This is a genomic window from Nocardiopsis suaedae (genome assembly GCF_027706745.1).
Taxonomy (GTDB): Bacteria; Actinomycetota; Actinomycetes; order Streptosporangiales; family Streptosporangiaceae; genus Nocardiopsis_A; species Nocardiopsis_A suaedae.
In genome coordinates this window covers 162,374-183,059 of record NZ_JAQFWP010000003.1, presented here as the reverse complement: position 1 = coordinate 183,059, position 20,686 = coordinate 162,374, and the positions used below count along the sequence as shown (strand labels likewise).

Here is a 20,686-nt window from a genome sequence, read left to right as displayed (position 1 = left end):
GTCCCCCCGGGTGCACGTGGAGGCCGGTCTCCTCGCGGATCTCGCGGCGGACACCGGCCCCGAAGTCCTCGTCGGGCTCCAGGACGCCGCCCGGCGGTTCCCAATGCCCGTTGTCGGCACGGCGGATGGCCAGGATGCGGCCGTCCTCGCGGACGACCGCACCGGCGACGGAGACGGAGTGATGGGGAGGCACTGGGGGGTTAGAAGGCGTCCCGCTTGGCGGCGTCGATGAAAGCGCGCCACTCGGGGGATCTGAAGAGCAGTGCGCCGAGTTCACGGTGCTTGGTGTCGCGCACGGCGCTGGCACCGGGGGAGTCGGCTACCTCGACGCATTCACCGTGCGAGCCGCTGTAACTCGAAGTGAACCACTCTCTCCAGTACCCCTGACTCATGAGGATCTCCCTTCGTACCGCTTCATCAGGTCGTTCAAAAGGTCGCGTGTCTGTGGCGTGTTGGTCCCTGCCGCACGCAGGTGATCGAGGAGCCGACAATGCGCGGTGACCTCCTTCTGGTCGTCCAGCAGGAGGTTCCGGGTATGCGATTCGATGTAGATGACCTGCATCGACGGCATCTCAAGCTCCAACAGCACGAATGACCCCGTCTGAAGGGCGGCGTGCGCCCCCGCCGAGTTGGGCAGCACCTGTAGGTCGATCCGCGGGTGCTTCGTCATGGAGATCAGGTGCTGCACCTGCGCGTGCATGACGGCGGAGCCACCGATGTGCTTCTCCAGTGCCGCCTGGTCGATGATCGCCCACAGCAGCGCCCCGCCCTCCTCCCAGTCATCCTGACGCCTCATCCGCACCTGCAGCAGGCCGTCGATCTCGTCGTCGGTCGCCCGAGGATGCCCGGCCGCGAGGATGGCACGCGCGTAGTCGGCCGTCTGGAGCAGCCCTGGCACAAGACGGTCCTGGTATGTCGATATCTGCGACGCCGAGTTCTCCAAGTCGATGTACTGGCCGTACGCCCTGGCGACCTCGGTCTCCTGCCACCAGACAGGGGCGGCGGCCTCGGCTCGAAGGGCGACCAGGCGTTCGACCTCGTCCCCCGGAACCCCGAAGTAGGCCAGCACCTTGCGCAGCTGGCGCTCGCGGGGGACGGTCTCTCCCTTCTCCCAACGGACCAGCGTGCTCGCATCGATGTCGAGGTCCTTCGCAAGTCGCCGCTGCGCGATGCGTCCGCGCAGGTCCGTCAATGCGCGGGCGAGCTGCCACTGCGCAATGGTCGGGTTCTCGTCTGCGGCCATGGCCCAAGACTGCCTCTCTCCAGGGGTTTCCTACAAGTCGAGTATGCAATGCGTGCCCGCAAAGCATTTTCTCAAAGCGTGTTGCAATGCATGCACGCATTGTGTTTCAGTGTGGGCCCGATCACAACAGGTGACCGCATGACCCGTGGTCGTTCACTCCTGGAGGCTCCATGTCCGCCTCGTCCCGCACGCCGCGCCCGCCCACCTTCCGGTCGGTGCGGTGGGAACCGCGCATCTACCCCGGCACGCTCTCCCAGGCCTCGCGGGTGCGCACCCACGTGCGCACCGACCTGAAGGGCTTCCCCGACGACGCCGTCGACAGCGTGGAGCTGTGCTGCTCCGAGCTGTTCGCCAACGCGGTTTCCTACACCGCCTCCGGCACCGAGGGCGGGGAGGTGGTCCGCCGCCTGTGCCTGCACCGGCCCGACACCCTCCGATTGCACGTCACCGACTCCGGGTGGACCAGCGCCCGGCCCGCCGTGCCCACTGACCGGACCGCCCACGACTGGGCCGAGGCCGAAGGCCAGCGCGGCCTTCTGCTCATCGATTCCCTCGCCCGCCGGTGGGGCTATTTCCCCGTCCTGCCCCACCCGAGCCTGAACCTGGGCCTGTGCGTGTGGGCGGACCTGCCCGTCGACCCCGCACAGGTCCCCCGGGGCCTGGAACCCTTCATCTTCACCGCTTGACCCGGCGCCACCGAATAGACCGCTGCGGCCGCCCCGGAAGGGGTTCCGCCCGAGGGTCCGGTGCCGCGAAACGAGGGGGCGGCACCGCACGCCGGGGGCCCCGCCGAACACCAGGGCGGCCGCAGCACCCCACCCCGCTCACCACCGGAGGGCGGCCACGACCCCGCCGCCCGCGCTTCCCCACGTCCGCTCACATCGAACGCAAGGAACCACCGGTGCCATGACCACCGACCAGGCCCCTGCCCCCACGGCCACCGGGCCCACCACCCAGCCCAACCCGCGCATCCGCTCCGTCCTGGACGCCCCCAAGGGGCGACGGTTCAACCGCGCCCGCCCCTACGCCGAACTCCCCCGGCCCGCTGGGCCCCGCCCAGCGACCAACCTGCGCCTCCCGGCCGACGACCAAAGCCAGGACCGGGCACTCCCGCCCTGGCTGGCCCGCCTGCACACCGAACTCGCCCCCCAGGAGCAGAACGCGGCCCCGCCCCCGCCCGAGACCAGACACCGCAGCCCCCTCGCCCCGGCGAACGCACCCGCTGGCCCGTCCCCCATGGCCCAGAAGCGGAAAAGACTCTTCCCGAGAGGGCGCCTCCAGCGCTCCCGTGCCCTGACCGAGTCCGCCCGCCGCTGGGAGAGCACCCGGCACGCATGCACGGTGCTCGGCATGCTCCTGACCGCCTACGCCATCGGGCTCCTGGGCTGAGACGACAGCAACGGGCCCACACACCCCGGCACCGCGAACCGGGGGTGGGTCCGCCAAGCAGCAAGGACCACAAGCATCGGACGGTGGAGACGCCTTCCCGAGCCCGAAGCACTCGGTCCTGTCCGGAGTTCCCCCTTCACCTGGCCGCCCCCGTTGTTGATCTCGGGGAACCCGGGGTAAAAACGGACACCTTAAGCCCGACTTCCCCGAGATCAACAACGGGAACCCGGGCCGGAGGGGCCCGTACCGGCGGGACGCCACAGGACTCCGGACAGGACCTAGGCGGCGGGTTCGAAGGACGCGGTGATGGGGTCCAACAGCTCCCGGTTCTCCTCCCAGGTCTCCGGCGGGGAGACCAGGAACAGCGCGTACCCCTTCTCCTCGGTGTGGAACGCCCGGTTCACCGCGTGCCGTCCGTCGAAGGTGAACTCCCAGTCGGCCGCGCTGACGTAGCGGTCGACGAAGGGCTCCTCCAACACCTCGATGCTCTGCTTCTCGTATCCCGAGAAGTTGCCGGAGATGGCCCCCTCCTGCTGTTCCCAGTCCGCCTTGGCGTCGTCGCCGGGGTCGTCGGTCTGGTCGATCTGAAGGTAGCCGCCCCCGGGGATGTCGAAGAAGACGCTGGTCCCCTGCCGCTCGCGCAGTTCCCACCCCTCGGGCAGGTCCACGGAGAAGCCGGTCTCGTCCTCGTAGGTGGCCATCTCGGTCCCGGGCGAGGGCGAGTCGGACGGCGACGGCGACGACGAGGGCTCAGCGTCCCCGTCGGAGCCGCCGTCGGACGCGTCCTCCGACGGCGTCGCCGCGGCCTGCGGGGGCGTCTGCGAGGCCGGGTCGGCCCCGTCAAGGCCGCCGTTGCCCAGCCAGAAGGCCAGGCCGACGGCGGCGGCCGCCACAACGGCGGCGGCGCTTCCCAGGAGGAGCAGCCTGCGGCCGCGCCCGTCCCCGCCGGTGGAGGGCCCGTCCCCGGCACCGGGCGGCAGGTACGGGGGCGGGGAGGCGGGGGTCGTGGCGGCGCTGGCCGCGGGGGCCGCCGCCTGCGCCTTCCTCCCCTTCTTCTTCGCCTTCTCGGCCGCCTCGGCCAGCATCCGGTGCACCCCGGCGATGTCCGGGCGCCGCTCCGGGTCCTTGTCCAGCAGCGCCGTCAGCACCGGGGCGAGCACGCCCGCGTTCTGCGGCGGCGGCACCTCCTCGGTGACGATGGCCGTCAGCGTCCCCACCGCCGCCTCCCGGGCGAACGGCACCCGCCCCTCCACCGCCTGGTAGAGGGTCACCCCCAGCGACCAGATGTCGGAGGCCGGGGTGGCCGGGCCGCCCTGCGCCTGCTCGGGCGAGAGGTAGCCGGGGGAGCCGACGAGCAGCCCGGTGCGGGTGAGCCCGGAGGTCCCCTCCAGCCGGGCGATGCCGAAGTCCGTGAGGACCGCCCGGTCCCCCGGCGCGATCAGCACGTTGCCGGGCTTGATGTCGCGGTGCACGATGCCCCGGTCGTGCGCGATGGACAGCGCGGTGGCCGTCTGCACCCCGATGGCGGCGGCCCGGCCGGGGTCGAGGACGCCGTCCTCCTTGATGACCGTGCCCAGCGAGCGCCCGCGCACCAGCTCCATCACGATCCACGGCCGCTCGTCGCTGTCCACCACGTCGAAGACGGTGATGATGGAGGGGTGGCCCAGCCGCGCCGCGCTGCGCGCCTCCCGCAGCATCCGGGTGCGCAGCACCTCCACCTCGGTGTCGGGCAGGTGCGGCGGGATGGTGAGCTCCTTGACCGCGACGGGGCGGTCCAGCAGCTCGTCGGTGCCGCGCCAGACGCGGCCCATGCCGCCCGCACCGATCAGCTCGGTGAGCCGGTAGCGCCCGGCCAGCAGGTGGCCCGGCGCGGTCTGCTCTGTACTCATGGGTGGGGCTTCCTCGGGTCCTGGGGCGGCCCGGCCGCCGCGGCCGCGCCGTCAGCGAGTCTAAATGCCCGCCGACGCGCCGAATCTGAGGGCGTGTCCGGAATCGGACACGCCCTCGGACGGCCCGGCTCAGCCCGTGTGCTCCCCGCCGAGGCGCACCCGCAGCGCGACCACGCCGTTGGAGACGATGGAGGGCACCTGCTCGGGCTCGGTGTCCACCAGCTCCATGTCCGGGAAGCGCCGGAAGAGCGCGGGCAGCGCGGTGTTCAGCTCCATCCGGGCCAGGTTGGCGCCCAGGCAGTAGTGCGGCCCGTGCGAGAAGGACACGTGCGCCTTGTCCTCGCGCGTGAGGTCGAAGCGGTCGGCGGTGTCCCCGTGGGCCCGGGGGTCGCGCCCGGCCGACCCGTAGGAGACCAGCAGCGCGTCGCCCGCGGGAACGGTCGTGCCGTCGATCACCAGGTCCTCGGCGGCGAACCGCAGCGGCACGTTCTGGATCGAGGTGTTCCAGCGCAGCGTCTCCTCGACCGCGTCGCTCCAGGGGCGCTCCCCGCGCACCACCAGGTCGAGCTGGTCGCGGTGGGTCAGCAGCGCCTGCACCGCGTTGGTCAGCAGGTTCATGGTGGTCTCGAACCCGGCGCCGATGATCAGGATGAGCGTCCAGACCAGCTCGGACTCGCTGAGCCGGTCGTTGTCCTCATCGCGCGCGGCGATGAGCGCGCTGGTCATGTCGTCGGCCGGGGCCGCCCGCTTGCGCTCGATCAGCCCGGCGAGGAACCGCTGGGTGCCCTCGTGGTTCTCCAGCGCCTGCTCGGGGGTGATGGTCTGGTCGAACATCATCCCGATGCGCCGGTGCAGCTCGTCGCGGGAGCCGTCGTCGTCCACCCCGAACAGGTCGCTGATCACCGTCATCGGCAGCGGGTAGGCGTAGTCGGCCTTGACGTCGGCGACCGGGCCGCCGGCGGCCATCCGGTCCAGCAGGCCCTCCACCAGCTCCTCGATGCGGGCGCGCATGCCCTCCACCCGGCGCGGGGTGAACGCCTTGGACACCAGCTTGCGCAGCCGGGTGTGGTCCTCGTCGTCCCGGGCCAGCATGTTCTCGGCGGCGACCCAGGAGATGAGCTGCCAGTCGGGGCGGATGCGCCCCTCCCGCCAGGCCCGCCAGTGCACCGGGTTCTTCTTGACGTCCGGGCGGGTGACCACCTCACGCACGGTCTCGTAGCGGGTCACCGCCCACGCAGCAACCTCACCAGGAAGTTCGACAGGGACGACTGCGCCGGCCTCTCGGAGCTCGGCCGCTTGGGGGTGGAGGTCTCCGGTACCGAGTCGGACGGGGTCCACGGCGTTCCTTCCTCTTCCGGGTCCTGGGGGGTGAACGCGACGGGCAGCCGCGTGAGCGCATGGGCGAACGGTGAGACGCGCCAGGAGAGCTCGTCGGGGGCGACGCCGAGCCGCAGCCCGGGAAGGCGCCGGACGAGCACCTCGATCCCCGCGACGGCGATGGCGGTGGCGATGTCCTTGGCCGGGCAGCGGTGCGCGCCCACGCCCCAGGCCAGGTGGGCCCGGTTGGGAGCGTCGTCCATGCGGTCGGCGTACTCCTCGGAGAGGAAGCGGTTGGCCGCGGCGAAGCCCAGCAGCACCGGCGTGCCCTCGGGCACCACGGACCCGCCGGGCACCTCCACGTCCCGCACCGGGTACATCACCGGGTAGTTGGTGACCGGCGGCGCGCTCCACATGACCCGCTCGATCGCCTCGTCGATGCCGGTGCGCGCCCCGGCCAGGTCGTCGCCGAGCGCGCGGTCGGTGAGCAGCACCCGGACCGAGTTGGACAGCAGGGCGGCGCTGGGCTCGTGCCCGGCCCCGACCATGAGCACCAGGTGCTGCAGGACCTCCTCGTCGGTGAGCCCGGCCCGGTGCCGCATGAGCGTGCTGGTGATGTCGTCGCCGGGGTGGTCGCGCTTGCGGTCGATGTGGGCCGAGAGCACCCGCTCCAGCTCGGCGTTGGCCCGTTCGGCGTCCACGCCGTCCCACATGTCGCGCAGGGCGGTGAAGAAGCGGCGGCCGGACTCCTGGTCCATGCCGAACATGCCGTTCATGACGAGCAGCGGCAGGGGCCGCGCGAACTCCTCCATGAGCTCGGCCTCGCCGCGCTCGCAGAAGCCGTCGACGAGCCGCTCGGCGACCGACCGCGCCTCGGCGCCGACCCGCCCGGGCTCGAACGGGCTGAGGGAGTCGACCATGGCGCGCCGCACCCGGCGGTGCTCCTCGCCGTCGGAGAACAGGGCGTTGGGCCGGTGGCCCATCATCCCCAGCAGGGAGGAGTCGTCGGGGATGCGCCCCTCGCGCCAGTCCCTCCACCGGCGCGCGTCCCGGCTGAAGGTGCGCTCGTCCCGGCACCAGGCGGTGATCAGTGCGTAGTCGACCACCAGGCGCCCCTCGACGCCGGGCTCCAGCATCACGGGGACGACGGGTCCGTGCTCTTTGCGCATCCGCGCGTAGGCCGCGTGGTGGTCGGCGTGGAAGCCGGGGTCGTACAGCTCCAGAGGGGGGTGGCCGGTCGCCAATGCCGATTCCGTTCTCGTCGCTCGCCGGGACGTTCGGGAATGCCCCGGATCCGGGGGGTACGCCGGGTAACGGTAGCGGCCCGGGGCCCACGGCGACAGGGGCGCCCCCACGGTCCGTGACCGCGGGGGCGCACTGCGCTGGGCATTCGGTTTTCCGGTCGGACCGCAACCCCGACCGCAATCAGGACGGGTCGGCCGCCCGGAAGCGGCGCAGCCGCAGGCTGTTGCCGACCACGAAGACGCTGGAGAAGGCCATCGCCGCACCGGCGATCATCGGGTTGAGCAGCCCGGCGGCGGCCAGCGGCAGCGCCGCGGTGTTGTAGGCGAAGGCCCAGAACAGGTTGCCCTTGATGGTGCGCAGCGTGCGGCGGGAGAGCCGGATGGCGTCGGCCGCGGCCCGCAGGTCGCCGCGGACCAGCGTCAGGTCCCCGGCCTCGATGGCCACGTCGGTGCCGGTGCCCATGGCCAGGCCCAGGTCGGCCTGGGCCAGGGCGGCCGCGTCGTTGACGCCGTCGCCGACCATGGCCACCGCGCGGCCCTCCTCCTGCAGCTCGCGCACCTTGGCGACCTTGTCCTGGGGCAGGACCTCGGCGATCACCCGGTCGATGCCGACCTCGGCGGCCACGGACTCGGCCACGGCGGTGGTGTCGCCGGTGAGCAGCACCGGGGCCAGCCCCAGGTCGCGGAAGCGGCGGACCGCCTCGGCGCTGGTGGGCTTGACCGTGTCGGAGACGACCAGCACGCCGCGGGCGGCGCCGTCCCAGCCGACCGCGACGGCGGTGCGGCCCTTGGCCTCGGCCTCCTCCTTGGCCCGGCGCAGCCCTTCGGGCAGCGCCTGCGACCACTCCTGAAGCAGGGCGGTGCGGCCGACCAGGACCAGGTGGCCCTCGACGACGCCCTGGACGCCCAGGCCCTCCTGGTTGGCGAAGTCCTCCACGGTCGGCAGGTCCCCCGCGCGCTGGGCGGCGCCCTTGGCGATGGCGCGGGCGATGGGGTGCTCGGAGGCGTCCTCCAGCGCCCCGGCCAGGCGCAGCAGCTCGCGCTCGTCCTGGCCCCCGGCGGTGTGCACCTCGGACAGCACCATGGTCCCGGTGGTGACGGTTCCGGTCTTGTCCAGCACGACGGTGTCGATGCGGCGGGTGGACTCCAGCACCTCGGGGCCCTTGATCAGGATCCCCATCTGGGCGCCGCGGCCGGTGCCGACCATGAGGGCGGTCGGGGTGGCCAGGCCCAGGGCGCAGGGGCAGGCGATGATGAGCACCGCGACGGCGGCGGTGAAGGCGGCGGTGGCACCGGCCCCGGTGATCAGCCAGAACGCCAGGGTGCCGATGGCCAGCAGGATGACGATGGGCACGAACACCCCGGAGACCCGGTCGGCCAGGCGCTGGATCCGCGCCTTGCCGTTCTGCGCCTCCTCGACCATGCGGGCCATCTGCGCGAGCTGGGTGTCGGACCCGACCCGGGCGGCGCGCACCGTGATCCGGCCGCCGGAGTTGACGGTGGCCCCGGCGACCTGCGCCCCGGGGGCGACCTCCACCGGCACCGACTCGCCGGTGAGCATGCTCATGTCGACCGCGGAGGTGCCCTCCTCGACGACGCCGTCGGTGGCGATCTTCTCGCCGGGGCGGACGATGAACACGTCGCCCACGGCCAGTTCCTCTACGGGGACCCGCACCTCGGCGCCGCCGCGCAGCACCGCCACGTCCTTGGCGCCCATCTCCATCAGGGCCCTGAGCGCGGCGCCCGCGCGGCGCTTGGAGCGGGCCTCGAAGTAGCGGCCCAGCAGGATGAAGGAGGTGACGCCCGCGGCGACCTCCAGGTAGATGTTGCCCGCGCCTTCGCCGCGGGCCACGGTCAGCTCGAAGGGGTGGACCATGCCGGGCGTGCCGGCGGTGCCGAAGAACAGGGCGTACAGCGACCAGAGGAACGCCGCGAGCGTGCCCATGGACACCAGGGTGTCCATGGTGGCGGTGCCCTGCTTGAGGTTCTTCCAGGCGGCCGTGTGGAACGGCAGCGCGCCCCACACCAGGACGGGGGCCGCGAGCGTCAGCGAGAGCCACTGCCAGTAGGTGAACTGCAGGGCGGGGACCATCGCCATGGCGATGACCGGGACCGACAGCACCAGGCTGATGACGGTGCGGTCGCGCAGCGGCGCGACCGGGTCGTCCCGGTGGGCCTCCCCGCCGGGGTCCGCATCGGCGCCGCGGGAGACAGGGGCGGGCAGGGCGGCGCCGTACCCGGCCTTCTCGACCTGGGCGACCAGGTCCTCGGCGGATACCCCGTCGGTGTATTCGACCTGAGCCTTCTCCGTCGCGTAGTTGACCGTCGCGGTGACGCCGTCCATCTTGTTGAGCTTGCGCTCGATGCGGTTGGCACAGGAGGCGCAGGTCATGCCGGTGATGGCCAGCTCCACCCGGCCCGCGGGCGCCTGCGCCGCCTGCGGATGCGCCTGATCGGTTCCGCTCATGCCGCGTTCCTCTCGTCCGTCGTCCACCACTCTATAGGTACCATACCCCCCTAGGGTATTCAAGAGAGCGAGGACGGCCCACCCGCCTGGAGCGCGCGGCCCCCGGCTACATTCGGCGCATGTACTCCCTTGAGGACCGCACCGTCGAGGTGGAGACGCGCATCCGGGCCGTACCCGCGCAAGTATGGTCCCTGGCCTCGGACATCACCGTTCCGCCGCGGTTCAGCGGCGAGCTGCGGGGCGCCGAGTGGATCGACGGCGCCGACGGCCCCCGGGTCGGGGCGCGCTTCTCGGGCCGCAACCGCAACGACTACATGGGCGAATGGACCACCACCAGCGAGGTGGTGGAGGTCGACGAGCCGCACGCGTTCGCCTGGCACGTCCTGCTGCCCGACGGGCGGCGGGTCGCCACCTGGCGTTTCGACCTGCGCGCGGAGGACGGAGGGACCGTGCTCCGCCAGTCGATGGCCGTCGGCCCCGACCCCAGCCCGATGGACGAGATCGCCGTGAAGCGGCCGCATGACGCGGACCGCATCGTGACGAAGCGCCTGACCATGCTGGAGGAGGGCATGCGGGCCACCGTCGAGGGGATCCGCGGCCTCGCCGAGGCCTGACGGCCGTCAGGCCTCCTTGAGGTCCAGGCGTGCGACGGGGCGCCCGCTCACGGGGTGGGCGCCACAGGTGAAGCCCGCCTTGCGGAACATGCGGACGGTGCCGGTGTACACCTCCGCACTGGGTGCGCGGCCGCCCGCGGTGTCCACGGGATAGGCCTCCAGCACACGGCCGCCTTCGGCGCGCGCGTACTCGATCGCGGCGTCGAGCAGGCGGGTGCCCAGTCCTTTGCGGCGGCCGCGCGGAGGGAGCCAGAAGCACACCACCGACCAGACCCCGGACTCGTCGGGGTCGACGGGGCGCAGCGCGCGCGAGCGGGTGAGGCGGACGAACTCGCTGCGGGGCGAGACGGCGACCCACCCGCACGGCTCTGCACCGTCGTAGGCGATGAGGCCCGGGATCCTGCCGTCGAGGGTGATGCGGCGCAGGGTCTCCTTGTTGGTACGGCCGCGTTCGGGGGGCGCGCAGGAGACGCTCTCGGTGTAGTCCTTGGCCCGGCGCCGGAAGAAGGCGCACCAGCAGTGCCCGTAGGCGCCTGTGGGGCCGAACATCCGTTCCAGGTCGTTCCAGCGGTCCGGGGTCGCGGGCTCGATCGAGACGATGGTCATCCAGTCCCCCTGGGAACAGGCACACAGATGTGAGGTAGAACACTAGCGAGTCGGGACGGTTCCGGCATCATCCCGTCGCCCGCATTGCGGTGGTTCGTCGCCTTATCCGTGGTTTGCCGGGTTCCCTCGCGCAGCGGTCCCCGGCGCCCCGCCTCCGGGCGCCGGGGACCGGCGGGGTCAGGACCGCGCCGCGGCGTCCTCGCGGGCGTCCTCCTCGCCCTCCCAGCACTGGATCCCGGTGATCCCCGGGACCCGGTCCCGGGTGAACACCGGGTCGGCGCCCCTGCTGCTCTGGTCGCGGTAGTCGCGCAGCAGCCGCACGGCCACCCCGCCCAACGGCGCGATCGCCAGCAGGTTGACCAGCGCCATCAGGCCCATCGTGGTGTCGGCCAGGCTCCACACCAGCGCCACCTGGCCGATCGAGCCCAGGAAGGTGGCGATCAGGAAGACGACCTGGAAGCCGGCCATCACGCCCTTCTTCTGGCTGAGGAAGCGGACGTTGGCCTCGCCGTAGTAGTAGTTGCCCAGCACGGAGCTGAAGCACAGCAGCAGCAGGACGAAGGTCAGCGCGTGCACCGACCACGCGCCCAGGCCCGCCTGCAGCGCGTCCTGCGTCATCTCCGGCCCGCGCTCCTCGCCGTAGACCGGGTTGGAGACCAGGATCAGGAAGGCCGTCATGGTGCAGATGACCAGGGTGTCGAAGTAGACGCCCAGGGTCTGCACCAGCCCCTGCTTGACCGGGTGGCTGACCGAGGCGGTGGCTCCCGCGTTGGGCGCCGAGCCCAGCCCGGCCTCGTTGGAGAACATGCCCCGCCGCACGCCCTGGATGATGACGGTCCACAGGGCGGCCCCGGCCACCTCGCGCAGGCCGAAGGCGCTCTCGAAGATCAGCGTGAACACCGGGCCGATCTGGTCGGCGTTGAGCACGACGACGAGCAGCGCCATCAGGATGTAGAGCAGCGCCATGAACGGCACCAGCCCCTGGGTGACGTGCGCGATGCGGCGCACGCCGCCGAAGACGACGAGCGCGGTGACCGCGACCAGGGCCACCCCGACGGCCGGGGCCAGCCAGCCGGGGGCGGACGCTCCGGCCACCTCGACCGAGTTCGCCACGGCACCGGAGATGGTGTTGGACTGCACCGCGTTGAAGACGAACCCGAAGGTGACCGTGATGAGCACGGCGAAGACCACGCCCATCCAGCGGGCTCCGAGCCCGTGCTGCATGTAGTAGGCGGGGCCGCCGCGGAACCCGGTCGCGTCGCGCACCTTGTACAGCTGCGCGAGGGTGGACTCCACGAAGCTCGCGGAGCCCACGAGCAGGGCCATGATCCACATCCAGAACACGGCGCCGGGGCCGCCGACGGCGATCGCGCCGGCGACGCCGACGATGTTCCCGGTGCCCACGCGCGCCGCCGCGGAGATCGAGAACGCCTGGAACGGCGAGATGGCCTTCTTGCCGTCGGGCGCCGTCTCGGGCGTGCCCCGCAGCTGGCGCACCATGTCGGGGACCATGCGGATCTGCACCCCGGCGAGCCGCACGGTGAAGTACAGGCTCAGCCCGGCCAGCACCGGGATGAGCAGGAACTGCCAGAACGCGTCCGTAGAGGTGACCAGGAGGTCGTTTAAGGTCTCCAAGACCCTGGTGCTCCTTTGCTTCAGGGGGAGGAATGAGGGCAAGACCCCTCAGTACCCCCGCATGCGCTCGGGACACCGGATTCCGCCACCCGTTGTCGGATGACAACCGTTCTGTGACCTGCGCCCTTCCCCGCCGCTAGTCGGTCACACTGCTCGGCGGCCGCCGGTAGACGAGGTCCTCGTACTCAGGGTGGCGCTGGATCCACCCCTTGTAAAAGGGGCACAGCGGCAGCACCACCATCCCGCGCGAACGGACGTCGTCCAGGGACGCGCGGACGAGCGCGCTGCCGATCCCCCTGCCCTCGTAGGACGGGTCGACCTCGGTGTGGGTGAAGACCACCATCTCCCCCGCGAGCAGGTACTCGGCGAACCCGGCGACCGTCCCCTCCGCCCCGGCGTCGCGGGCCTCGTACCGCCGCCGCGCCGGGACGTCGGTCACCGTGGGGCTCACATCTGCCACCAGTCGCTCCTCAGCTTGTCGTGCGGGTCGGTCACGCCGCCGGGGCAGGCCAGCCGGTCGGTGTCCCACCCGAGCAGGGGCGCCCCGGCCTCGTAGGCGGCCTGGTAGAAGGCGAGCACCGCCGCCCGCGGGTCATCGGCCTCACGCGCCCGGCCGTAGGGCAGCAGCGCCAGGTGCCCGTGCCCGCTCTCGGCCCACACCGCCCCCTCGGGGAGGGGCGCCGTGTCCAGCCCCTCGGGTTCGGGCGCGGTGTAGGAGTAGAACGCGGGCTCGGGGACCCGGTCGTCGCCGAACCAGAAGCCGAAGCTGACCACCTCTTCGGAGTAGGCCTCGCGGATGAGCGGCCCCGCCTCCTCCGGCTGGTGGACGGGGACTCCCCCGATGCGCGTCACCGCGATGTCGAAGGTGTGCCAGAAATGGTGCACGGGGCTGGTCTTTCCCGAGTACCCGGCGGCGAACTCCTCCAGGATCTCCCCCACCCGGCCCAGCACCCTCCAGTACCGGTTCGCCCAGGACGGGTCGTAGGCCGCGTGCTCGGTGTCCTCGGCGAAGGGGCGGCCCGCGTCGGGCAGGTCGTAGGGGTAGGGGTGGGCGATCTCCACGTGCACGCCCAGCCCGTCCAGGACGCTCAGCAGCTCCCGGTAGAACGAGGCGACGCTGTGCCCGGCCAGCGGGAAGGCCGCGGTGCGCCCCTCCTCGGTGGAGGCGACCAGCAGGTGCCGCACGAAGTCGAAGTCGACGGTGAACAGCGGGTTGCCGTCCACCACCCCCATCGGGCGCGTGGTCAGACCCGTCCCGGTGAGGTGGAACGGCACGTTCCACCAGTGGTTGCGCCGCGGGCTCGCGGCCAGGCGCACCTTGCCCACGATCTGCTCGTAGCGGTGCAGCGTCTCCTTGGTCCGGGCCCACTCCTGCAGGGGCATCGACGGCAGCACCGTCGGCGCCGCGGCCTGTTCCATCAGCTCCATCCCCTCCGCGCCGGGCGGGTCGCCGGCACCGTACGGCCGCTCCGGGAGCGGTAGACGACATAGGGCCGGAACAGGTAGAACCACGGCGCGCTGAAGGCGTGCACCAGCCGGGTGAAGGGGAAGACGGCGAACAGCGCCATGCCCACCAGGACGTGGACCTTGAACGCCGCCCCGGCGGCCGCCATGGCCGGCACGTCCGGGGAGAGCACCCAGATGCTCCGCCACCACACCGAGACGGTCGTGCGGTAGTCCGGCTCGTGCGCCCCGGTGAACTCGGCGGCGGTGGAGACCAGGGTGGTGGCCAGCCCGGCCACGATCGCCAGCACCAGCACCGCGTACATGAGCTTGTCGTTGCCGGTCGTAGCGCTGAACACCGGGCCGGTGGTGCGGCGCCGCCAGATGAGCAGCGCCACCCCGGCCAGCGTGCACACCCCGGCGACGGCGCCCAGGCCCAGGGCCACCGCGTGGTAGGCGGCGTCCGAGACGCCCGCGGCGCGCGTCCAGTCCCGGGGGACGACCAGCCCCACCGCATGACCGATGATCACGACCAGCAGCCCGAAGTGGAACAGCGGGCTGCCGATGCGCAGCAGCCGTGACTCGTACAGCTCCGAGGAGCGAGTCGTCCACCCGAACTGGTCGTAGCGGTAGCGCCAGACCGCCCCGCCGACGAAGAGCACCAGCACCACATAGGGCAGGACGCCCCACAGCATCATGTCGGCCACGGCAGCGCCTCCTTGCCCGGCGCCCGGCCGCCGTAGGGCTCCAGGCCCACGTCCTCGGCGGGCGGTCCCTGCGCGGCCAGGCGCCGCGCCGCGTCGCGCTGGGCGGCGGCCGGGGGCGGCAGGGTCGCCGCGACCGCGTCGAGCACCCCGGCGTAGGGCGTGCCGAACCGGTGAAGCGCCGACCGCAGCAGCTCCAGGCCGGGCTGGAAGCGGCGGAGCAGTGCCTCCCCCTGCCCGGCGTCGCCGCGGGAGGCGAACTCCAGCAGCACGCACAGGTGGTCGGGCAGCTCGTGCGGTCCGGGACGCCAGCCGTGCGCCGCGTAGACCTCCTTCAGCCGGGCCAGGGCGTGGCCGCGCCTGCGGGTGTCGCCGTCGGTGTAGAAGGTCAGGTGCAGCGCCCGGCGGCGGCGCATGTCGAAGGTCTGGACGTAGTGGGCGCCCAGCTCCAGCTCGTCCGTTCCGGCGGCGTGGTCGCAGAACGCGGCGAGGCCGTCGCGGGCCGACCCCCCGGGCAGCTCGTCGACGGCCGCGCGCACGGCGGGCAGGCGCTCCAGCATGCCCCGGTCGGGGTAGTCGAGCAGCAGAGCGGCGGCGCGCCGCACCACCGCGGCGTGCCGCGCGCGCTTCACGGCTCCTCCTTCGGCGGGAAGAGCCCTTCCGGCCTGCCGTTGCCGTCCCAGTTCAACAGGTTCACCCGTCCTTTCAGGTCGGCGCGGTCCGCGGGGGCGTCGCTGGTCTGGCGCGTACGCAGGGCGTGGAAGGTCTCCACGCTCGCCGGGTCGGGCCGCCCCGACGCCTCCCCGAACGGCGGCGCGGGGGCGCGGCCGTGCGCCGCGCCCATGCCGCCCATGCCCGGACCGGATTCGAAGTCGAGGCTGCAGCCGATCTCCTCGATCACCCCGCGGTCGGCGTCGTCGACGCCGTATGCGGTGGGGATGACGTAGCGGTCGTCGTACTTGGCGAGCGCGAGCAGCCGGTACAGATCCTCCAGGCGGTCGCCGGTGGTCCCGGCGGCCTCGGCGATGGACGGATCGCGCTCCTGGCCCAGGTTGACGCGGCGCATGTGGGAGCGCAGGGCGGCCAGAGTGCGCAGGGAGTTCTCCACGGGTGCGGGGTCTCCGGCGGTGAAGAGTCCGGCGAGGTATTCGACGGGGATGCGCAGGGCGTCGATGGCGCCGAAGAGGTTGTCGGCGTCCTCGCCGTCGTGGCCGGTCCCGCTGACGGCGTCGACCACGGGGGACAGGGGCGGGATGTACCAGACCATGGGCATGGTCCGGTACTCCGGGTGCAGCGGCAGGGCCACACGGTGGCGCTTGATCAGTGTGTAGACGGGCGACCGCCGGGCCGCGGCGAGCCACGCGTCGGGGATGCCGTCGCGCCGGGCGGCCTCCTGCACGTCGGGGTCGTCCGGGTCGAGGAGGAGGTCGAGCTGCGCCGGGTAGAGCTCGTGCTCGTCCTCGACGGCGGCGGCCGCGCCCACCCTTTCGGCGTCGTAGAGGACCACCCCGAGGTAGCGCAGGCGCCCCACGCAGGTCTCCGAGCAGATGGTGGGCATGCCCACCTCGATCCTCGGATAGCACAGCGTGCACTTCTCGGCCTTGCCGGTCTTGTGGTTGAAGTAGACCTTCTTGTACGGGCAGCCGGTGACGCACATCCGCCAGCCGCGGCACCTGTCCTGGTCGACCAGGACGATGCCGTCCTCCGCGCGCTTGTACATCGCCCCGCTCGGGCAGGACGCCACGCACGACGGGTTGAGGCAGTGCTCGCAGATGCGCGGCAGGTAGAACATGAACGTCTGCTCGAATTCGAGCCGGACGCGGTCGCCCACCTGCTGCACGATCGGGTCCTGCGCGGCCAGCTCGGGGCCGCCCGCCAGGTCGTCGTCCCAGTTGGCGCTCCAGGTGACCTGCATCGGCTCGCCGGTGAGCAGGGAGCGCGGCCGCGCCACCGGGATGTCATCGCCCAGCGGCGCGGTGATGAGGTGTCCGTAGTCGTAGGTCCAGGGCTCGTAGTAGTCGTGGATGGAGGGCATGAGCGGGTTGGCGAAGAGCGTGGCCAGCTTCTTCAGCCGCCCCCCGGCCCGCAGCGTGAGGCGGCCCCCGCGGGTGCGGGTCCAGCCGCCCTTCCACCGCCCCTGGTCCTCCCAGCGGCGCGGGTAGCCCTGCCCCGGCCGGGTCTCCACGTTGTTGAACCAGGCGTACTCGACCCCGCTGCGGTTGGTCCAGGCCTGCTTGCAGGTGACCGAGCAGGTGTGGCAGCCGATGCACTTGTCCAGGTTCATCACCATGGCCACCTGGGCCATCACGCGCCCCATCAGTACCGCACCTCCCCGGTGCGCTTGCGCACGACGGTGACCTCGTCGCGCTGGTTGCCGGTCGGTCCGATGTAGTTGAAGGCGTAGCTGAACTGGGCGTAGCCGCCGATGAGGTGGGTGGGCTTGACCAGCAGCCGGGTGAGCGAGTTGTGGATGCCGCCGCGCCGCCCGGTCGTCTCGGTCTTGGGCATGTCCACCACCCGCTCCTGGGCGTGGTAGATGTACACGGTCCCGGCCGGCATGCGGTGCGAGACCACCAGGCGGGCGGCGATCACCCCGTTGCGGTTGACCGCCTCGACCCAGTCGTTGTCGCGGGCGCCGATGGCCTCGGCGTCGGCGGGGCTCATCCACAGGGCCGGTCCGCCGCGGGAGAGCGTGAGCATCAGCAGGTTGTCCTGGTACTCGGAGTGGATGGACCACTTGGAGTGCGGGGTCAGGTAGCGCACCGCCACCGCCTTCTCCCCGTCCGGGCCCAGTCGCGGCTCACCGAAGAGCCGGTGCATGTCCAGCGGCGGCCGGTACACCGGCAGGGCCTCGCCGAACTCCAGCATCCAGTCGTGGTCGACGTAGAAGTGCTGGCGGCCGGTGAGGGTGTGCCAGGGCTTGTGGTTCTCCACGTTCACCGTGAACGGCGCGTAGCGGCGGTCCGGGGCCTCCTTGCCCGACCACTCGGGGCTGGCGCCCACCGGGGTGGGGCGGGCCTGGGTGTCGGAGAAGACGACCCGGCGCTCGGCCCCGTCGTGGATCAGCTCGGAGAAGTCGGTGCCGGTGCGCTCGGCGAGCCGCTCGAACCCCTGGGCGGCCAGGCGCCCGTTGGAGGTGCCGGACAGCGCCAGGATCATCTCGCAGGCCTTGACGTCGGTGTCCAGCAGCGGCCGCCCGTCGGCGACGCCGCCGCGCACCGCCCCGTTGCGTTCGCGCAGCCACTCCACCTCGCGGTCGGGGGTGAAGGAGACGCCCTTGACGGGCAGCCCCAGCCGCTCGGCGAGTGGGCCCAGCGCCGCCATGCGCTCGGCCACGGCCGGGTAGTCGCGCTCGACCACCACCAGGTTCGGCATGGTGCGCCCGGGGACCGGGCGCTCTCCGGTGCGCCGGAAGTCCGGGGCGGTGCCGCCGGGCTGGGCCATCTCCCCGGGGGTGTCGTGGGCGTGCGGAACGGCCACGACGTCCTCGGCGGCGCCCAGGCGGTCCTCGGCGAGCGCGCTGAACACCCGCGCCAGCCCGTGGAAGGCGTCGAAGTCGGTGCGCGCCTCCCACGGCGGGTCGATGGCGGGGGTGAAGGCGTGCACGAACGGGTGCATGTCCGTGGTGGACAGGTCGTGCTTCTCGTACCAGGTGGCGGCCGGGAGCACGATGTCGGACATCAGCGTGGTGCTGGTCATCCGGAAGTCCAGGCTGAGCAGCAGGTCGAGTTTGCCCACCGGGGCGTCCTCGCGCCACTCCACCTCCTTGGGGCGGTGGCTGTCGCGGGCCTGCTCCCCCTGCACCGAGGAGTCGGTGCCCAGCAGGTGGCGGGAGAAGTACTCGCTGCCCTTGGCCGAGGAGCCGAGCAGGTTGGACCGCCACACGGTGAGCACGCGCGGCCAGTTCTCCGGCGCGTCGGGATCCTCGGCGGCGAAGCGCAGGCGCCCGGCCTCCAGCTCGTCCACGACGTACTCGGCGGGGTCCTTCCCGGCGTCCCGGGCCTGCCGGGCCAGGCGCAGCGGGTTGCGGTCGAACGTCGGGTAGGAGGGCATCCACCCCATGCGGGCGGATGCGGCGACCAGGTCGGCGGTGTGCCGCCCGGCCATCGAGCCGCCGCCCGTCGGCGAGGCCAGGGCGTCGGCGCCGTAGGTGTCGTAGCGCCACTGGTCGGTGTGGGTGTACCAGTAGGCGGTGCCCGCCATGAAGCGCGCGGGCCGGGTCCAGTCCATCGCCGAGGCGTAGGCGGCCCACCCGGCGTTGGTGCGGCACTTCTCCTGGCCCACGTAGTGCGCCCAGCCGCCCCCGTTGACCCCCTGGCAGCCGGTGAGCAGCAGCAGGCCCAGGAAGGCGCGGTACATGGTGTCGCCGTGGAACCACTGGTTGGTCCCGGCGCCCAGCACGATCATCGCCCGGCCGCCGCTGGCCTCGGCGGTGGCGGCGAACTCGCGGGCGATGCGCACCGCCCGCTCGGCCGGGACCCCGGTGGCGGTCTCCTGCCAGGCCGGGGTGGCCGGCTGGGTGGGGTCGTTGTAGCCGACCGGCCAGGTGCCCGGCAGCCCCTCCCGCTCCACCCCGTACTGGGCCATCATCAGGTCGAAGACGGTGGTGACGGTGTGCCCGCCGACGGTGCGCACCGGGACGCCGCGGCGCAGCTCGCGCCCGCGCCCCTCGGGGGTGTCGAACCGGGGGAGCGCCACCTCGGCGGCGGGTCCGTCCGGTTCGTGGAAGGTGAGCAGCGGGGTGCGCCCCCCGCGCTCCAGGTTCCACCGGCCGGCCCCGGACTCGCCCCACCGGTGGCCCAGGGTGCCGTTCGGGGCGTAGGCCTCCCCGGTGCCCTCGTCCACCAGCAGCGGCTTCCAGGCGGCGTTCTCCTCGCCCGCGGCGGCCTCCAGGTCGGCGGCGGTGAGGAACTTGCCGGGGACCCACGCCCCGTCCCGCTCCTCCAGGCGGACCAGGAACGGCAGATCGGTATAGGTGCGCACGTAGGAGTCGAAGGCGGGGGTGCGCCGGTCGGCGAAGTGCTCGCGCAGCACCACGTGGCCCATGGCCATGGCGAGCGCGCCGTCGGTCCCGGGGTGGGGGGCCACCCACTCGTCGGCGAACTTGGCGGCGTCGTTGTAGTCCGGCGCGACCACCACGACCTTCTGCCCCCGGTAGCGGGCCTCGGCCATCCAGTGGGCGTCGGGGGTGCGGGTCACCGGCACGTTGGAGCCCCACAGCACCAGGTAGGCGGCGTCCCACCAGTCGCCCGACTCGGGCACGTCGGTCTGGTCGCCGAAGACGTGCGGGGAGGCCACCGGCAGGTCGGCGTACCAGTCGTAGAAGGAGAGCATGGAGCCGCCGAGCAGGTTGACGAACCGGGCCCCGACGCCGTGCGAGACCTGCGACATGGCGGGGATGGGCGAGAACCCGGCGACGCGGTCCGGCCCGTGGGCGGCGATGGTGTGCACGTGCGCGGCGGCGGCGATCTCCAGGGCCTCGTCCCAGGTGACGCGGACCAGGCCGCCCTTGCCGCGGGCCGACTGGTAGCGGCGGCGCTTGTCGGGGTCGGTGGTGATCTCCGCCCACGCGGCGACCGGGTCGCCCAGCCGCTCGCGGGCCTCCCGGTACATGCCGACCAGCACGGCGCGGGCGTAGGGGTGGCGGACCCGGGTGGGCGAGTAGGTGTACCAGGAGAACGCGGCGCCGCGCGGGCAGCCGCGCGGCTCGTACTCGGGGCGGTCGGGTCCCACCGAGGGGTAGTCGGTGGCCTGGGTCTCCCAGGTGATGATCCCGTCCTTGACGTAGACGTTCCACGAGCACGACCCGGTGCAATTCACGCCGTGGGTCGAGCGGACCACCTTGTCGTGGCTCCACCGGTCACGGTAGAACACGTCCGCATCACGGCCGCCCTCCTTGAACCCGGCCCGCAGGTCCGCGGTGGTCGGTGTGCGCGTCAGGTGTGTTCCCAGGCGCAGCAGGAAATCCCCCGCCGAACCGGCGCCACCAGCGGATTTACCGTTATTGGACACGAATACCACCCGCCGTTTACTCCGCCCGGATTCCCCGTGCGAACGCCCTTGGAGAATGCAATCACCTCGGGTGAAGATCTCAAAGCATTTGCGCGACACACCAGGGGCACAGGTCCCGTTCTT

General features: G+C 72.3%; 17 protein-coding genes and 1 pseudogene. 3 read left to right on the top strand and 15 right to left on the bottom strand.

The genetic code is table 11. The features are described from left to right. Positions 1–4: 4 nt before the first annotated feature. The 3 genes and pseudogenes from O4U47_RS03160 to O4U47_RS03150 form a co-directional block, all read right to left on the bottom strand. Positions 5–193: pseudogene (locus O4U47_RS03160) on the bottom strand (NUDIX hydrolase); the annotation flags it as partial. 7 nt (positions 194–200) lie between these two features. After that, a complete protein-coding gene (locus O4U47_RS03155) occupies positions 201–392 on the bottom strand; it encodes a DUF397 domain-containing protein (RefSeq protein WP_270675985.1) in 192 nt (63 codons plus the stop codon). Continuing rightward, positions 389–1,243 carry a helix-turn-helix domain-containing protein gene (locus O4U47_RS03150; RefSeq protein WP_270675984.1) on the bottom strand — a complete coding sequence of 285 codons (855 nt, stop codon included), beginning with the start codon at positions 1,241–1,243 and terminating at the stop codon, positions 389–391. The genes O4U47_RS03155 and O4U47_RS03150 overlap by 4 nt, the downstream gene beginning before the upstream one ends. A 170-nt stretch (positions 1,244–1,413) precedes the next feature. On the opposite strand from O4U47_RS03150, the gene O4U47_RS03145 reads away from it, so the two are divergent. Beyond that, positions 1,414–1,929 (top strand): ATP-binding protein, encoded by a 516-nt coding sequence (locus O4U47_RS03145; protein ID WP_270675983.1) that lies wholly within the window; start codon positions 1,414–1,416, stop codon positions 1,927–1,929. Positions 1,930–2,149: 220 nt separating this feature from the next. Beyond that, positions 2,150–2,632: a hypothetical protein gene (locus O4U47_RS03140; RefSeq protein WP_270675982.1), complete on the top strand. Its 483-nt coding sequence runs from the start codon at positions 2,150–2,152 to the stop codon at positions 2,630–2,632. 278 nt (positions 2,633–2,910) lie between these two features. On the opposite strand, the gene O4U47_RS03135 is transcribed toward O4U47_RS03140, so the two are convergent. The 4 genes from O4U47_RS03135 to O4U47_RS03120 all read right to left on the bottom strand — a co-directional run bounded on the left by O4U47_RS03135 (position 2,911) and on the right by O4U47_RS03120 (position 9,549). Then, entirely contained in the window at positions 2,911–4,521 is a 1,611-nt protein-coding gene (locus tag O4U47_RS03135; RefSeq protein ID WP_270675981.1) for a serine/threonine-protein kinase, read from the bottom strand. 129 nt (positions 4,522–4,650) lie between these two features. Continuing rightward, on the bottom strand, positions 4,651–5,748 hold the full coding sequence (locus O4U47_RS03130) for a cytochrome P450 family protein (protein WP_270675980.1): 1,098 nt from the start codon (positions 5,746–5,748) through the stop codon (positions 4,651–4,653). Next, complete coding sequence (locus tag O4U47_RS03125; RefSeq protein ID WP_270675979.1) at positions 5,745–7,082, bottom strand: cytochrome P450 family protein; 1,338 nt, start codon at positions 7,080–7,082, stop codon at positions 5,745–5,747. The genes O4U47_RS03130 and O4U47_RS03125 overlap by 4 nt, the downstream gene beginning before the upstream one ends. Positions 7,083–7,263: 181 nt before the next feature. Beyond that, entirely contained in the window at positions 7,264–9,549 is a 2,286-nt protein-coding gene (locus tag O4U47_RS03120; RefSeq protein ID WP_270675978.1) for a heavy metal translocating P-type ATPase, read from the bottom strand. Between the two features lie 119 nt (positions 9,550–9,668). Between O4U47_RS03120 and O4U47_RS03115 the strand changes: the two genes are divergently transcribed. Next, on the top strand, positions 9,669–10,163 hold the full coding sequence (locus O4U47_RS03115; RefSeq protein WP_270675977.1) for an SRPBCC family protein: 495 nt from the start codon (positions 9,669–9,671) through the stop codon (positions 10,161–10,163). A 6-nt stretch (positions 10,164–10,169) separates the two neighbouring features. Here the strand turns inward: O4U47_RS03115 and O4U47_RS03110 are convergent, their stop codons facing one another. The 8 genes from O4U47_RS03110 to O4U47_RS03075 all read right to left on the bottom strand — a co-directional run bounded on the left by O4U47_RS03110 (position 10,170) and on the right by O4U47_RS03075 (position 20,563). Continuing rightward, complete coding sequence (locus tag O4U47_RS03110) at positions 10,170–10,769, bottom strand: GNAT family N-acetyltransferase (RefSeq protein ID WP_270675976.1); 600 nt, start codon at positions 10,767–10,769, stop codon at positions 10,170–10,172. A gap of 177 nt (positions 10,770–10,946) precedes the next feature. Beyond that, positions 10,947–12,404, bottom strand: a complete 1,458-nt coding sequence (locus O4U47_RS03105) for an alanine/glycine:cation symporter family protein (protein WP_270675975.1) — start codon at positions 12,402–12,404, stop codon at positions 10,947–10,949. Between the two features lie 136 nt (positions 12,405–12,540). Then, positions 12,541–12,864: a GNAT family N-acetyltransferase gene (locus O4U47_RS03100; protein WP_270675974.1), complete on the bottom strand. Its 324-nt coding sequence runs from the start codon at positions 12,862–12,864 to the stop codon at positions 12,541–12,543. Then, the gene (locus O4U47_RS03095; RefSeq protein ID WP_270675973.1) at positions 12,852–13,832 is read right to left on the bottom strand and encodes a DUF5996 family protein; all 981 of its coding nucleotides are present in this window, start codon (positions 13,830–13,832) and stop codon (positions 12,852–12,854) included. Before O4U47_RS03095 ends, O4U47_RS03100 begins: the two co-directional genes overlap by 13 nt. After that, positions 13,823–14,545 (bottom strand): respiratory nitrate reductase subunit gamma, encoded by a 723-nt coding sequence (gene narI / locus O4U47_RS03090; RefSeq protein ID WP_270676017.1) that lies wholly within the window; start codon positions 14,543–14,545, stop codon positions 13,823–13,825. The genes O4U47_RS03095 and narI overlap by 10 nt, the downstream gene beginning before the upstream one ends. After that, the gene (gene narJ / locus O4U47_RS03085; protein WP_270675972.1) at positions 14,542–15,183 is read right to left on the bottom strand and encodes a nitrate reductase molybdenum cofactor assembly chaperone; all 642 of its coding nucleotides are present in this window, start codon (positions 15,181–15,183) and stop codon (positions 14,542–14,544) included. The genes narI and narJ overlap by 4 nt, the downstream gene beginning before the upstream one ends. After that, positions 15,180–16,868, bottom strand: a complete 1,689-nt coding sequence (gene narH, locus O4U47_RS03080) for a nitrate reductase subunit beta (protein ID WP_270675971.1) — start codon at positions 16,866–16,868, stop codon at positions 15,180–15,182. The genes narJ and narH overlap by 4 nt, the downstream gene beginning before the upstream one ends. Next, positions 16,868–20,563, bottom strand: a complete 3,696-nt coding sequence (locus O4U47_RS03075; protein WP_270675970.1) for a nitrate reductase subunit alpha — start codon at positions 20,561–20,563, stop codon at positions 16,868–16,870. Before O4U47_RS03075 ends, narH begins: the two co-directional genes overlap by 1 nt. Between the last annotated feature and the right edge of the window lie 123 nt (positions 20,564–20,686).